The 13,293-nt window shown below is 70.1% G+C and carries 12 protein-coding genes; 2 read left to right on the plus strand and 10 right to left on the minus strand.

Annotation, left to right across the window (positions count from 1 at the left end; translation table 11 throughout):
* Positions 1-16: 16 nt before the first annotated feature.
* The 7 genes from ccsB to hemL form a co-directional block, all read right to left on the minus strand.
* On the minus strand, positions 17-1,126 hold the full coding sequence (ccsB, locus tag AB5J56_RS19620; RefSeq protein ID WP_369234027.1) for a c-type cytochrome biogenesis protein CcsB: 1,110 nt from the start codon (positions 1,124-1,126) through the stop codon (positions 17-19).
* Positions 1,123-2,949, minus strand: a complete 1,827-nt coding sequence (locus AB5J56_RS19625; RefSeq protein WP_369234028.1) for a cytochrome c biogenesis protein ResB — start codon at positions 2,947-2,949, stop codon at positions 1,123-1,125. Before AB5J56_RS19625 ends, ccsB begins: the two co-directional genes overlap by 4 nt.
* A gap of 3 nt (positions 2,950-2,952) precedes the next feature.
* Positions 2,953-3,729 carry a cytochrome c biogenesis CcdA family protein gene (locus AB5J56_RS19630; RefSeq protein WP_369234029.1) on the minus strand — a complete coding sequence of 259 codons (777 nt, stop codon included), beginning with the start codon at positions 3,727-3,729 and terminating at the stop codon, positions 2,953-2,955.
* Between the two features lie 6 nt (positions 3,730-3,735).
* A complete protein-coding gene (locus tag AB5J56_RS19635; protein ID WP_369234030.1) occupies positions 3,736-4,359 on the minus strand; it encodes a TlpA family protein disulfide reductase in 624 nt (207 codons plus the stop codon).
* Between the two features lie 105 nt (positions 4,360-4,464).
* Positions 4,465-5,748 carry a hypothetical protein gene (locus tag AB5J56_RS19640; RefSeq protein ID WP_369234031.1) on the minus strand — a complete coding sequence of 428 codons (1,284 nt, stop codon included), beginning with the start codon at positions 5,746-5,748 and terminating at the stop codon, positions 4,465-4,467.
* Positions 5,749-6,006: 258 nt separating this feature from the next.
* Complete coding sequence (locus AB5J56_RS19645) at positions 6,007-6,714, minus strand: histidine phosphatase family protein (protein WP_369234032.1); 708 nt, start codon at positions 6,712-6,714, stop codon at positions 6,007-6,009.
* On the minus strand, positions 6,711-8,027 hold the full coding sequence (gene hemL, locus AB5J56_RS19650) for a glutamate-1-semialdehyde 2,1-aminomutase (protein ID WP_369234033.1): 1,317 nt from the start codon (positions 8,025-8,027) through the stop codon (positions 6,711-6,713). The genes AB5J56_RS19645 and hemL overlap by 4 nt, the downstream gene beginning before the upstream one ends.
* A 550-nt stretch (positions 8,028-8,577) precedes the next feature.
* Here hemL and AB5J56_RS19655 point away from each other — a divergent pair.
* Positions 8,578-9,015: a hypothetical protein gene (locus AB5J56_RS19655; protein ID WP_003974483.1), complete on the plus strand. Its 438-nt coding sequence runs from the start codon at positions 8,578-8,580 to the stop codon at positions 9,013-9,015.
* A 49-nt stretch (positions 9,016-9,064) separates the two neighbouring features.
* Here the strand turns inward: AB5J56_RS19655 and AB5J56_RS19660 are convergent, their stop codons facing one another.
* On the minus strand, positions 9,065-9,748 hold the full coding sequence (locus AB5J56_RS19660; protein WP_369234034.1) for an NAD(P)-dependent oxidoreductase: 684 nt from the start codon (positions 9,746-9,748) through the stop codon (positions 9,065-9,067).
* Entirely contained in the window at positions 9,745-10,719 is a 975-nt protein-coding gene (locus tag AB5J56_RS19665; protein ID WP_369234035.1) for an EamA family transporter, read from the minus strand. The genes AB5J56_RS19660 and AB5J56_RS19665 overlap by 4 nt, the downstream gene beginning before the upstream one ends.
* A gap of 94 nt (positions 10,720-10,813) precedes the next feature.
* On the opposite strand from AB5J56_RS19665, the gene AB5J56_RS19670 reads away from it, so the two are divergent.
* Entirely contained in the window at positions 10,814-11,707 is an 894-nt protein-coding gene (locus AB5J56_RS19670; protein WP_369234036.1) for a LysR family transcriptional regulator, read from the plus strand.
* A 9-nt stretch (positions 11,708-11,716) separates the two neighbouring features.
* Here the strand turns inward: AB5J56_RS19670 and AB5J56_RS19675 are convergent, their stop codons facing one another.
* Positions 11,717-13,222: a PucR family transcriptional regulator gene (locus AB5J56_RS19675; protein WP_369234037.1), complete on the minus strand. Its 1,506-nt coding sequence runs from the start codon at positions 13,220-13,222 to the stop codon at positions 11,717-11,719.
* Positions 13,223-13,293 lie beyond the last annotated feature (71 nt).

Genomic DNA, 13,293 nt, shown 5'->3' on the forward strand with positions numbered 1-13,293 from the left:
TGACCTGCCAGTGTGCTCAGCCGACACCCGCGTACGAGTGCTTGCCGCCCACGAAGATGTTGACGCCGTAGTAGTTGAAGAGCCAGCAGCCGAAGGCGAGGAGGGCGATGTAGGCGGCCTTGCGGCCCTTCCAGCCTGCCGTGGCGCGGGCGTGCAGGTAGCAGGCGTAGGCGACCCAGGTGATGAAGGCCCAGGTCTCCTTGGGGTCCCAGCCCCAGTAGCGGCCCCAGGCGTCGCCCGCCCAGATCGCGCCCGCGATGATCGTGAACGTCCACAGCGGGAAGACGGCGGCGTTCACGCGGTAGGAGAACTTGTCGAGGGACGCCGACGCGGGCAGGCGCTCCATGACGGAGGTCGCGAAGCGGCCCGGCTTCCCGCCGTTCGCGAGCTTGTTCTCGTACGAGTCCTTGAAGAGGTACATCAGGGTGCCGACCGCGCCCACGTAGAAGACCGCGCCGCAGAAGATCGCCGTCGAGACGTGGATGTACAGCCAGTACGAGTGCAGCGCGGGGACCAGCTGGTCGCTCGCCGTGTAGAGGACCGTGACCGCGAGGCCCAGGTCCAGCAGGACCGTGGTGATCAGGAACAGGCCGAGCCAGCGCACGTTCTTCTTCAGCGCGAGCAGGGCGAGGTACACGCCGACCGCGACGGTGGAGAAGGTGATGTTGAACTCGTACATGTTGCCCCACGGCGCCCGCTCCACCGAGGCCGCGCGGGCGATGACGCCGGCGAGCTCGACGAGGAAGGCGAGCACGGTGAGCGACACCGCGATACGGCCGTAGAGGTCGCCCTGCACGTCGCCGCCGTGGGCGCCGGGGCCGTCGGGCACGTCACGCGCGCCGACCGCGGACCGGGTGACGACCTTCGGCCGCTCCAGCACGGTGGTGCCGCCCGCCGACTTCACGGTGACCGCCGGGGCGCCGGCCTTGGCCTTCGCCCCGGTCGGCTCGGTGAGCGCGGCCGCCGTACGGGCGACCTTGCTGCGGCTGCCGAAGAGCCACTCGGCGATGTACGCGAAGAACGCCAGGGTGTAGACGGCCATCGCGGAGTAGATCAGCGTGTTGCTGACGTTGGCGAGGTGTTCGTTGGTGGCGGTGGCCAGGTCGGTTGCGGCGGCGAGAGTCACTTGTTCTCAGCCCCTTCGGCGGCAGGTACTTCGGCGGCAGGTACGGGGGGTTCGGCGTCCGGGTCGGGGTCCGGCTCGTCCGGCTTGGTGGGTGCCTTGTCGTGCACGAGCGCGGCCAGGTCGCCCAGTTCCTCGGGGAGTTTCGCGGACTCGCTGCGGCCGAGGCCCGCCATCTCGACGACGGTCACACCGTCGGCTCCGGCGGTGGCCCGCACCCAGACACGGCGGCGTTGGATGAACAGCGACCCGGCGAGACCGAAGATCGCGCCGAAGGCCCCGACCAGCGCCCAGTCACTGCCGGGCTGCTGCGTGACCTGGAAGCCGGCCCACTCCTTGATGTCCTTCTCGAAGGTGATCGAGCCGGCACCGTCCGGCAGCTTCATGGTCTCGCCGGGCAGCAACTGCTTCTTGAGGATGTCGCCCTTGGAGTCCTTGAACTGCTTCATGTTGGTCGTGTTGAGCTGGTACACGTTCTGCGGGATGCCCGAGTTGACGCCCAGGTCGCCGTGGTACCCGGTCAGGTTGAGCACCGGGAAGTCGAGCGCCGGGAACTGGGAGAACATCGTCCCGTTGCCCTTGCCGGCGAACGTCGGCACGAACACCGCCGCGAACCCGAGCTGGTCGGACCGGCCCTTGCCGTTCTTGTAGCCGTCCATCACCTTGATCGCGCCCTGCGAGGTGACGTTCGAGTCGAGCGGCAGCATCGGCACGGCCTCGTGGAAGACGACGTTGCCCTTGCCGTCGCGGACCGTGATCATGGGTGCGTAGCCGTGGCTGACGAGGTAGACCTTCGAGTCGCCGATCTCCAGCGGCTCGTTGACCTTGACGGTGGTCTTCCTCTTCTTGCCGTAGGCGCCCTCGCGGTAGGTGATGTCCGCCTGGTACGTGCGAGGGGTGCCCGTGTTGGGGCCGGTCCGCTCGTAGGTTCCGGTGAACTTCTTCAGGTCGAAGCTGAACGGCGTCAGGTCGTCGTTGCTGAAGAGGGTGCCCGACTTGAAGTCGTCGTACATCAGGATCGCGTTGGAGAAGCCCTCGCCCTCGACGAGCAGCTTGTTGCCCTCGGACTTGAAGAGCTGGCCCCAGGCGAAGGCCACCAGCATCACGATCAGCGCCATGTGGAAGAGCAGGTTGCCGGTCTCGCGCAGATAGCCCTTCTCGGCGGCTACGGCGTCCCCGTCGACGTGCGCCCGGAAGCGGCGCTTCTTGAGCACGCCGAGCGCGACGGCGCGGACCTGCTCGGGGTCGGCCTCGGTGCGCCACGTCGTGTACGCGGGCAGCCGGGTCAGCCGCTTCGGCGCGCCCGGCGGACGGCCGCGGAGCTGCCCGACGAACTGCCAGGTGCGCGGCACGATGCAGCCGATGAGCGAGACGAACAGCAGGATGTAGATCGCCGAGAACCACACCGAGCTGTAGACGTGGAACATGCCGAGCTTGTCGTAGAGCGGACCCAGCACGCTGTGCGCGTCCTGGAACTCCTGCACCTTCGTCTCGTCGGTCCCGGACTGCGGGATCAGCGAGCCGGGGATCGCGCCGAGCGACAGCAGGAACAGCAGCAGCAGCGCGACCCGCATCGAGGTGAGCTGCCGCCAGAACCAGCGGGCCCAGCCGATGACCTCGCGGCCGGTCCAGGCGAGCCACCCCGAGAGGCCGGGGGCGCGCGAACCGCCGAAGGAGCCGGGCATCGCCGTCTCGACGGGGGCGGTGGAGAGCTGGGACCCGGCTTCGCCGAGATCACGCGCGTCCCGGGCGTCCTGGGATTCCGGTGCGTCCGGGCCCGTCGTCTCGTCCGCGCCCGTGCCCGAGTCGGTGTCGGTCTTGCTCATCGATCAGATCCCTACCGTGAAGCCGTCGGACCAGCTCTGCATCTGCTGAACGAGGGTGTCCCACGCACCGGTCAGCAGGAGGAGGCCGGTCACGATCATCATGCCGCCGCCGATCCGCATCACCCAGGTGTAGTGCCGCTTGACCCAGCCGAACGCGCCGAGCGCCTTGCGGAAGGCGACCGCGGCGAGGACGAAGGGGATACCGAGACCGAGGCAGTACGCGATGGTCAGTATGGCGCCCCGGCCGGCGCTCGCCTGGTTCAGGGAGAGCGCGCTGACGGAGGCGAGCGTCGGCCCCAGGCACGGCGTCCAGCCGATCCCGAACAGCGCGCCGAGGAAGGGGGCGCCGATGAGTCCCGTGACCGGCCGCTTGTGGAAGCGGAATTCGCGCTGGGTGAGCCAGGGCATGCCGCCCATGAAGAACACGCCCATGAGGATCATGAGCACGCCGAGCACCTTGGACAGGACGTCCTGGTGCTCCTGCAGGTTCGATCCCCAGTACCCGAAGAGCGCTCCGCCGGAGACGAACACGACGGTGAAGCCGAGGACGAACAGACCCGCGCCCGCCGCCATCCGACCCCGTCTGGCGTCCGCCAGGTCCGTGCCGCTCACCCCGGTGACGTACGACAGATAGCCGGGGACCAGGGGCAGCACGCACGGCGAGAAGAAGGAGACGAGTCCGCCGAGCACGGCGATGGGGAAGGCCAGCAGCAGCGCTCCGCTGAAGACCGTCTCGTTCCTGCCGGTCGCCTCGGCGAGGGTGGTGGCGAGAAGGGACACGTCAGGTCACTTCTCCGCGAGGACGGGCTTGAGCATCTTGCGCAGGCTCTCCTCGCTGAGCGCCTGGAGCGTCCGGGAGGCGACCTTGCCGTCCCGGTCGACGATCAGCGTGGAGGGGATGAGCTGCGGGTTGAGCGTGCCCTTCTTGAAGCGGAGCATCAGCCTGCCCGTGGGGTCGTACAGACTCGGGTACGTGATCCCGTGTTCCTTCTCGAACGCCCTGGGCAGGGTGAGGCCGGAGTCGCGGGTGTTGATGCCGACGAACTGCACGCCGTCGTCCTTGACGTCCTTGTAGACCTTCTCGAAGTTCTCGGCCTCAAGACGGCACGGCCCGCACCAGGAGCCCCAGATGTTGAGGACGACGACCTTGCCCTTGTAGTCGTCGACGTCGAGCTGCTTGCCGTCGACGGTCGGGCCGGAGAGGTCGGGGATCGGGGTCCGCGAGCCCTTGGCGACGGTGTCCACACCGTCCTTGCCTGCGACGAAGTTGGTGTTGCCCGAGCCCCCGGAGGTGCCCCCGGAACCGCACGCGGACAGGAGGAGCGCCGCGACGGCGGCCCCGGCGGTGAGCAGGACGGCACGGCTACGGGTGCGGTTCGGGCGCTGGTCGGCGCGGCAGGCGGCACTCATGTGAAAAGTTTCGCATGTCTGATTCGGGGATCTTCCGCACCCCCCTCGCGGGTGGAAAAGCCCATTTCAGGGCGGGTTTGCCAGCCCGCCGGACGAGCTGTGCGGTCAGCTGTTCGCCGAGGCCGTGGCGGAGCTGGTGGCGTTCGTCGAGGTGTCCCCGAGGTAGCTCTTCCAGCCGCCGGCCGGCTGCTCGCCGACGCCCAGCTTCTGCAGCTTGGTCAGCACCTCGGGCTTCTGCACGTCGAGCCAGTCGGCGAACTGCCGGAAGGAGACGATGCGCACATCGGCGCCCTTCTCCTTCTCCCGGGCCACGTACTTGAAGGCCTGCTCGACGGCGTCCATGTAGATGCCGCCGTTCCACTGCTCGAAGTGGTTGCCGATGAAGAAGGGGGCGCGGTTGGTCTCGTAGGCCCGCTTGAACCCGGCGATGTAGGCGTCGGCCGCCTGGGTGCGCCAGCCCGGGTAGTTGGCGGGCGGCGCCTTGGTCGAGGCGTGCGACTGGTTCGCCAGGATGTTGTAGTCCATCGAGAGCACCTCGAAGGAGTGGCCCGGGAACGGGATCCCCTGGAGGGGGAAGTCCCACACGCCCTCCTTCTTGCCCGGCCACTGCTGGAGGCCGCCGGGCGAGGAGGCGTCGTAGCGCCAGCCGAGTTCCTTGGCGGTGGGCAGCAGGTTGTTCTGCCCGAGCAGACAGGGCGTACGGCCGCCGACGAGCTCCTTCTCGTAGTCGAAGGGCAGGGACGGCATGTCGGTCCAGCCGGTGTTGGTGCGCCACTCCTTGACGAAGGACTTCGCCTGGTCGATCTCGCTGCGCCACTGGGCCGGGGTCCAGTTGGCGACGGTGCCGTTACCGCTGCAGAAGTGGCCGTTGAAGTGCGTGCCGATCTCGTGGCCGTCGAGCCAGGCGCGATGGACGCCCTTCAGCGTCATCTTGATGTGCTCGTCGGTGAGATAACCGATGTCGGAGGCGCCCTTGGGGTTATTGGGCGGCAAGTACATGCGCTTTTTCGATTCCGGCAGGAGATACAGCCCGGAGAGAAAGAAGGTCATGTGCGCGTCGTGCTCTTTGGCGAGGTCGAGAAAGCGGGTGAAGAGTCCCGTGCCGACTTCTCCGGCGCCGTCCCAGGAAAAGATCACGAACTGCGGCGGGGTCTGGCCGGGTTCGAGGGGCTCCGGCTTGCCGGGCTGGTGCGGCTGCTTGCCCGTGAACGACGTGGAGCCGTCACCGATGAGGCGTGCGGGGCGCTTGGGACCGGCATGTCCGCCGGAAGGGGAACCTCCGATGTGGCCCCCGCCGTCTGTCATGGCAGTACCGCAACCGGCGAGGCCCATAGCCGCGGCGGCACCTGCTCCGAGCCCGATCGCTCCCCGTCGGCTGAACTCCCGCATGGCGTCCCCGTTTCGTCGGTCCCTCTCAGCTGGCTCTCAGCTGGCACCCATTGAGAGGGCACGACGAAGACGGCGGTTCCTCGGAACTCGCGCATATTTAACTGTTTTTACGAAGATACGCTCTGATGACATGCCTGCATACGCTTTGTGACGGGCGCACGCCTTGCGAGTAAGCGCACGGCTTGCAACTGTGCGTGCACACTTTCCCGTCGCGCACAGCGCATGCTCTTGGGCCGTCTTACGTCGCCTTACGTCGCCTTACGCACCGAAAGCCTTGTCCTTCCCCTTCACCGGCTTGGCGCCGGCGAGGAGATGGGCGGGGACGAGATCGCGGGCCGGCTCGCTGTAGCCCACCGAGACGATCTTGTCGCCGCGGTAGGTGAAGCTCGTCAGGGACGCCAGCGTGCACTGCCGCTTGCGCGGGTCGTGCCACAGCCGCCGCTTCTCGACGTACGACCGCACGATCCAGATCGGCAGCTGATGGCTCACCAGCACCGCCTCGTGACCGCGCGCCGCGTCCTTGGCGGCGTCCAGCGCCCCCATCATCCGTACGACCTGGTCGACGTACGACTCGCCCCACGACGGCTTGAACGGGTTGACGAGGTGCTTCCAGTTCTCGGGCTTGCGCAGCGCGCCGTCGCCCACCCCGAAGGTCTTGCCCTGGAAGACGTTGTCCGCCTCGATCAGCCGGCCGTCCGTGTGGAGGTCCAGGCCGTGCGCCTTGGCGATCGGGGTCGCCGTCTCCTGCGCCCGCTCCAGCGGCGACGCGACCACGTGAGTGACATCACGCGGGGCGAGGTGCTCGGCGACCCGGTCGGCCATCTGCCGCCCGAGCTCGGACAAGTGGTAGCCCGCCAGGCGCCCGTAGAGGACCCCGTCCGGGTTGGCGACCTCACCGTGCCGCATCACGTGTACGACGGTGATGTCGTCGGCGCTCTTCCCGGTGATGTCGTCGTTCCCGCTCATTCCGAAGCCTCCGCTGCTGCCCGCGCCGCCGCCGGAAGGGCGTCGGCGATCCGCTGAATGGCCTGCTCGTCGTGGGCGGTCGAGACGAACCAGGACTCGAACGACGACGGCGGCAGATACACGCCCTGCGCCAGCATCGAGTGGAAGAAGGCGGTGAACCGGAACGACTCCTGCGCCTTCGCGTCCTCGTAGTTCCGCACCTCCCCGTCCGTGAAGAACACGGAGAACATGTTGGACGCGTTCTGCAGCCGGTGCGCGACACCTTCCTTGGTGAGCGCGTCCGTCAGCAGGGACTGGATCTGCGCCGATACGGCGTCCACGGTGTCGTAGGCCGCATCGTCGAGGAGCCGCAGCTGGGCGAGCCCGGCGGCGGTGGCGACCGGGTTCCCGGAGAGGGTGCCGGCCTGGTAGACGGGCCCGGCGGGCGCGAGGTGCGCCATGACGTCCTTGCGTCCGCCGAAGGCCGCGGCCGGGAAGCCGCCGCCCATGACCTTGCCGAAGGTCATCAGGTCGGGCCGCACGCCGTCCACGCCGTACCAGCCGGCCCTGCTGGTGCGGAAGCCGGTCATCACCTCGTCGGAGATGTACAGCGCGCCGTTCGCGGCGCACGCGTCCTTCAACCCCTGGTTGAAGCCGGGCTTCGGAGGCACGACGCCCATGTTGCCGGGCGAGGCCTCCGTGATCAGGCAGGCGATCTCGCCGGGGTGCGCCCGGAAGGCGGCGTGCACGGCGTCGAGGTCGTTGTACGGGAGGACGATCGTGTCGGCGGCCTGGGCGCCGGTGACGCCGGGGGTGTCGGGCAGCGCGAAGGTCGCCACCCCCGACCCCGCCGCGGCGAGCAGCGAGTCGACGTGCCCGTGGTAGCACCCGGCGAACTTGATCACCTTGGTGCGCCGGGTGAACCCGCGGGCGAGACGGATGGCGGACATGGTCGCCTCGGTGCCGCTCGACACGAGCCGCACCTGCTCGACGGGCTCGACGCGCGCGACGATCTCCTCGGCCAGCGCGACCTCGCCCTCCCCCGGCGTACCGAAGGAGGTTCCGCGCCCGACGGCCTCCTGCACGGCGGCGATCACAGCGGGGTGGGAATGGCCGAGGATCATCGGCCCCCACGAACACACGAGGTCGACGTATTCACGGCCGTCGGCATCTGTCAGGTATGGACCGATACCGGACACCATGAATCGGGGCGTACCGCCCACGGCGCGGAACGCGCGCACCGGGGAGTTCACGCCCCCGGGCGTGACGGCAGCCGCACGGTCGAAAAGAGTCTGCGAAACTGGGGCGTCATACGGATAGCTCACACGAGCCATGGTGTCAGAGCCTGCGAAGATCCTGCGGACAGGTGTTTCAACGCACGTTTCGGCGTGTGACCGTGGGGGAGGTCACTGTCACGATGATCGGGTTGCGCGGCGGGGGCTGCGCGTCCTAGAAAAGCAGTCGGGTGGAGATATGCATCGCGGTGGCGGACTGGGCGAGGGGACCGACGACCTCGGTCCTCGGCGTGCCCGGCGGGGCAGGCACCGGCGCGAGGCGGAGGAAGCGGCCGAGGCCCGCAAGGCTCAGGGACAGACCCAGGGACAGACTCAGGCCCAGGGGCAGCCTCAGGGCCAGACCCAGGGACAAGGACAGCCGCAGGGGACGCCCGGTACGTCTGGCACCTCTAGCACTCCCGTCCCGCCCGGCACATCAGCGCCCGGCACGTCCGGAATCACGGGCGCGCAGGGACCCCAGGTTTCGGACGGTCCGCAGGCATCACACAATGAGCCTGAGCGGATCGAGCAGCCGGCCCGTATGGACGGTATGGACTTCATGGACCGTAGGGCGGACCGGCTCGGGGCAGGGAGCGGGAATGGTGGCCGGGTGGGGGTGACGTACAAATACTTCGGCGCGCCCGACGGCGCGACGGCGGCCCGGGTCCCGATCTCGATGCGCCCCGAGGAACTCGGCGGCGACGAGCTCGGCATGAACGGCATGTTCACCAAGATCAAGCCGGAGACGATGGCCGCGATGGTCCTCACCGGCATCGAGGGCGTCCCCCTCCACAAGGTGCCCCCGCTGGAACTGGTCGTCCTCCACCCCGACTACGCCGTGGTCAAGCTCCCCATGACCGTCGTCGACCCCCTCCGCGGCATCGGCGAGGAAGCGGTCGGCGCGGCCGCCTTCATCTGGTCCACGGTCCCGGACCGGGGCGGTCCGCGGGACGCGTTCAATGTCTACCAACTGCTGCACGAGTGGCAGGACTTCAGCCATCGGCTGCATGAGGCGGGGCATCAGCCTTATTGCCTGGTGTGGCCCTGAGCCGGCTTTTCGCTGATTTCGGGCGGGGTTTCAGGACAGCTCGCCGCCGTCACTGACCACCGCCCTTACCGTCACGATGGGCGACCGTGATGTGGCGTTCGGGGCCAGGGGTTTCGAGTTGGTCCACCACGGCGACGGCCAGGTCCTCTGCGCTGATCCACGATCGTCCGTCGGCGCCGGTGAGCAGGGTGTCGGTGCCGCGCCGGTAGCGGCCGGTTCGTACGCCGGGCTCCAGCAGGGCGGGCGGGCTCAGGTAGACCCAGTCGGCATCGGCGTGGGCCTGGCAGGTCCGCAACTGAGCCGTCCCGGCGGCGGCGACGGTCCTCCACTCGGCGGGCACGTACGCGGGGTTGTCGGCGACCAGCAGATCGTGGTCGTCGGGACTGCGCAACGCGCCGGCGCCGCCCACCACGAGGGCGCGGATCCCCAGCTCGGCGGCGACGTCCAGCGCCGTACGGGTCGCGCCGACCAGGAACTCCTGGTCGACCGGGAAGGTCCGCACCGTCAGCACCACGGCGTCCGCGGCGCCATTCGAGGCGGAGCCCGCGAGCGCCTCGCGCACGGCATGCGCGTCGTTCGCGTCGACCGCGATCGGTGTCACATTCGGGTCCTCGCTCGCGGGCTTGCGGGACAGGGCGAGCACCTGGTGTCCGCGTGCGCCGGCCTCGGTGATCACCCGGCTGCCGACCATCCCGGTGGCGCCGAGCACGGCGATCGTCATGCCTGTCTTCATCGGACCTGTCCTTCTCGTATCTGATCTTCTTGCATCCGGTCGTCTCGTATCCGGTTCATCGGGTCCTCTCGAATCCGGCTCGGGGTCTCCAACTGGGCGGCGAGCAACGCGGCCAGAGCGAGGGTGAAGCCGAGGGTCTGCGGCAGGCTCAGTGACTCGCCCAGCGCGAGGCCGATGACGGTCGCGACCAGCGGGGACAGCAGCACCAGCGGTGCGGACGCGCCGACCGGCAGTGTGCCGATCCCGCGGAACCACAGCGTGTACGCGATCAGCCCGCCCATGCTGCCGAGCCACAGGTAGCCGCCGACCGCTGCGGCGTCGATCCGCTGCGGCACCCCCTCGAAGGCGAAGGTGAGCGGGAGCAACAGCAGCCCGCCGACCGTGAGTTGCCAGCCGGCCAGGGTCAGTGGGCCAACCCCCGCCGGACGGCCCCAGCGCTTGGTGAGGACGACTCCGCCGGCCATGGTCGCCGTATGGCCGAGGCCGGCGAGCACCCCCACGGCGTCCAGCCGGGCCGCCGGACCGAGCACGACAAGTCCGACGCCGATCACGCCGATCACGCCCCAGGCCAGTCGCCAGACCGTCGGCCGGTCACGGAGCACCGCGACGGCCAGGCCCGCGACCAGCAGCGGCTGGGCTGCGCCGAGGGTGGCGGCGACACCGCCGGGGAGCCGTTCGGCCGCCAGGAACAGCAGCGGCAGGGCGCCGATGTTGAGCACGCCGAGAAGGGCGGCCTTCCACCACCAGTCCCCGCGCGGAAGCACCCGGGTGATCGCCAGCGCGAGCAGCCCGGCGGGCAGGGCGCGCATCAGTCCGGCGAACATCGGGTGCGCGGGTGGCAGCAGTTCCGTGGTCACGACGTACGTGGTGCCCCAGGAGGCGGGTGCGAGCGCGGTCAGTGCGACGGTTGCCGCTCGCCGTGGGGACGAGGCCCGCAGCCGGCCCGGTGATCGCTCGGTCGAGGAATGCATGTGATGCAGTCTCAGCGCGATGCGCCATGAATCCAAAGCATGCTTACGATGCCAGCCATGAACGAAAGCGATGGAACGCTGGAATGATGACGGGGTGGATCTCCAGCAGATGCGATACGTCGTCGCCGTCGCCGAAACCCGCAACTTCACGCGCGCGGCCGAGCGTTGCCTCGTGGTGCAGTCGTCGCTCAGTCACCGGATCGCGAGCCTGGAGCGGGAGCTCGGGGTCAAGCTGTTCGCCCGGTCCAGCCGCCGAACCGAGCTGACCAGCGCGGGAGCGGCGTTTCTCGTCGGCGCCCGCGAGTGCCTGGCCGCTGCCGACCGCGCGGCGGCCGACGCGGCCGCCGCGACCGGCGTGGTGCGGGGCCGGCTCGCCGTCGGCGTGATCGTGACCACGGCCGCCGTCGACGTACCCGAGCTGCTGCAGCGGTACCGCGCCCGGCACCCGGACGTCCGTGTCGCCCTGCGTTCCGGACGCAGTGACGACCTGGCGGCGGCGATCCGGAGCGGCGACCTGGACATCGCCTTCCTCGGCCTGCCGGAAGGCGAACCGCCGTCCGGTGTGGAGGCCGTGGCGCTCGATCACGACGAGCACGTACTGGTGGTGCCGACCGGGCACCGGCTGGCGGGCGCCTCCCGGGTCACCCTGCACGAGATCGCCGAGGAGACGTTCGTGGACTTCGTGGCCGGGACACCCGCCCGGGCCCAGTCCGACCAGGCGTTCGCCGCCGCGGGCCTGGTCCGCGACGTCGCCTACGAGGCCGGTGTCGTCGAGCTGATCACCCGGCTGATCGCGCGCGGACTCGGCGTCGCGCTGCTGCCGTCGGCGTTCATCCGGCCGCTGGCCGCCGACGACCCCGAACTGGCGCTGGTGCCGGTGGCCGACGGACCGCATCGCACCGAGTACCTGGTGTGGAGCCGGTTCAACCCCAGCCCGGCCACCCGAGCGATGCTCCACGTCCTCGGTGTCCCCGACGGCACCGACTGACACGGCCGGCTACCAGCCCGGTGCCCCCAACCCCGGCGCCTCCGGCGCGTCCCGGTGCAGCCGCAGTTGCAGCATCGCCGCAAGCCGGTGTTCCGGGTCGTCCAGGTCGAGGCCCGTCAGGGTCGTGGCCTTGCGGATGCGGTAGCGCAGGGTGTTGGGGTGGACGTTCAGGGCGCTGGCCGCCGCCATGACGTCACCGAAGGCGTCGAGGTAGTGGAGGAGTGACTCGGCGAGGTGGGTGCCGTGTTCGGCGTCCCGCGCGATCAGGGCCTCGAGGGCCGGGTGGCGGATCTCGTCGTGCTCGGCCAGGAGCGCCATCAGGTCGCGGACCATCAGCGGAGCGGTGAGGCGCCGGTGGGTGTCCACGGTCCGCTCGGGGGTGCGGGCCATGATCTGCAGGGCGTGGTGACCGCGGAGTTTCACAGCGGGGACGTCCTCCAGGCGGGGCGCGGTGCCCGCGACGACGGCCTGGACGGGGGTGCGGGTGTGGTGGCGTAGCTGGCCGACCAGGTCGGTGGCCCAGCGCACGAGGGGCGCCTCGTCGGACTCGGCCGTCTCCGCCGACTCCGCCGACTCCGCCGACTCCGCAGGATCTCCCCGCTCCGCCGACTCCGGCTCGGGCAGCATCGCGTAGATCTGCCCGCACGCCTGCGCCACCAGGGTGTTGCGGCCGTACGCGGCCGCGTGCACGGCGATGATGTCGGCGGCCTCGGCGAGCCGGGCGGAGCGCACCGCGCTGTCCTCGTCCGCCGCGAGGTCGCGCAGGTCGAAGGCGACCACGGCCGCCGCGGACGACGCGGGAATACCCAGGTGAAGCGCGACGGCCACCGCGTTGAAGCGGCCGGTCAGCAGGCCGTGGGCGAGGTCCGAGCGGGAGAGCAGCCGGGCCGACGGGTCGCCCTCGTAGTAGTGGTCGACGAGCGGGGTGGCGGCGAGCCGGGCGGCGCCCCGCAGCGCCCGCTCCGCACCGTCCGCGAAGGGCCGGGCGCCCTCCTGGACCCAGATGGTGCCCAACTGCCGGGTGCCCGCGCTGATGCCGATCACCAGCCGCCGCCGTACGTCGAGTTCGGGCCGCTCCTCCACCTCGACGACGTCGCCGTCGCGGACCCGGCGGTAGACGCCCCACTGCCGCAGCAGCGCCAGGTACGGCTCCGGGCAGGTGCGGCCCTGGACGGAGTGGCGCCGCACTTCGTCGGCCTCCTCCGAGGGTCCGGCGTACGCCAGCACGCTGTAGGCGGTGTCCTCGATGCTGACCAGGCCGTGCGTGAGCGTCGCCACGGTCCGGGCGAGCGAGCGGAGACCGTCACGCGCCTCGCGGGGCAGTGCGGCACGCCGGGCGTGCAGCGCGTCGCGCACCCCGGACTCCAGCTCGTCCCAGCGCACACCGGACGGTACGCCGAGGACGGCGACGTCCGCCGCCCGGGCCGCCGCGCGGAGCGGCTCGGACAGCCCGCCGCGGGCCCGCAGGGCGACGGCCGCCGCACCCGCTGCCCCGGCGGCCTTGACCAGGGCCACGGCCTCCGCGCCCCCGCGCGCCCCACGGCCAGCACGAGCGTTCCGTCGAGCCCGGCCGGCACGTCCTCCGG

Source organism: Streptomyces sp. R21, assembly GCF_041051975.1.
In the GTDB taxonomy this organism is placed as follows: domain Bacteria; phylum Actinomycetota; class Actinomycetes; order Streptomycetales; family Streptomycetaceae; genus Streptomyces.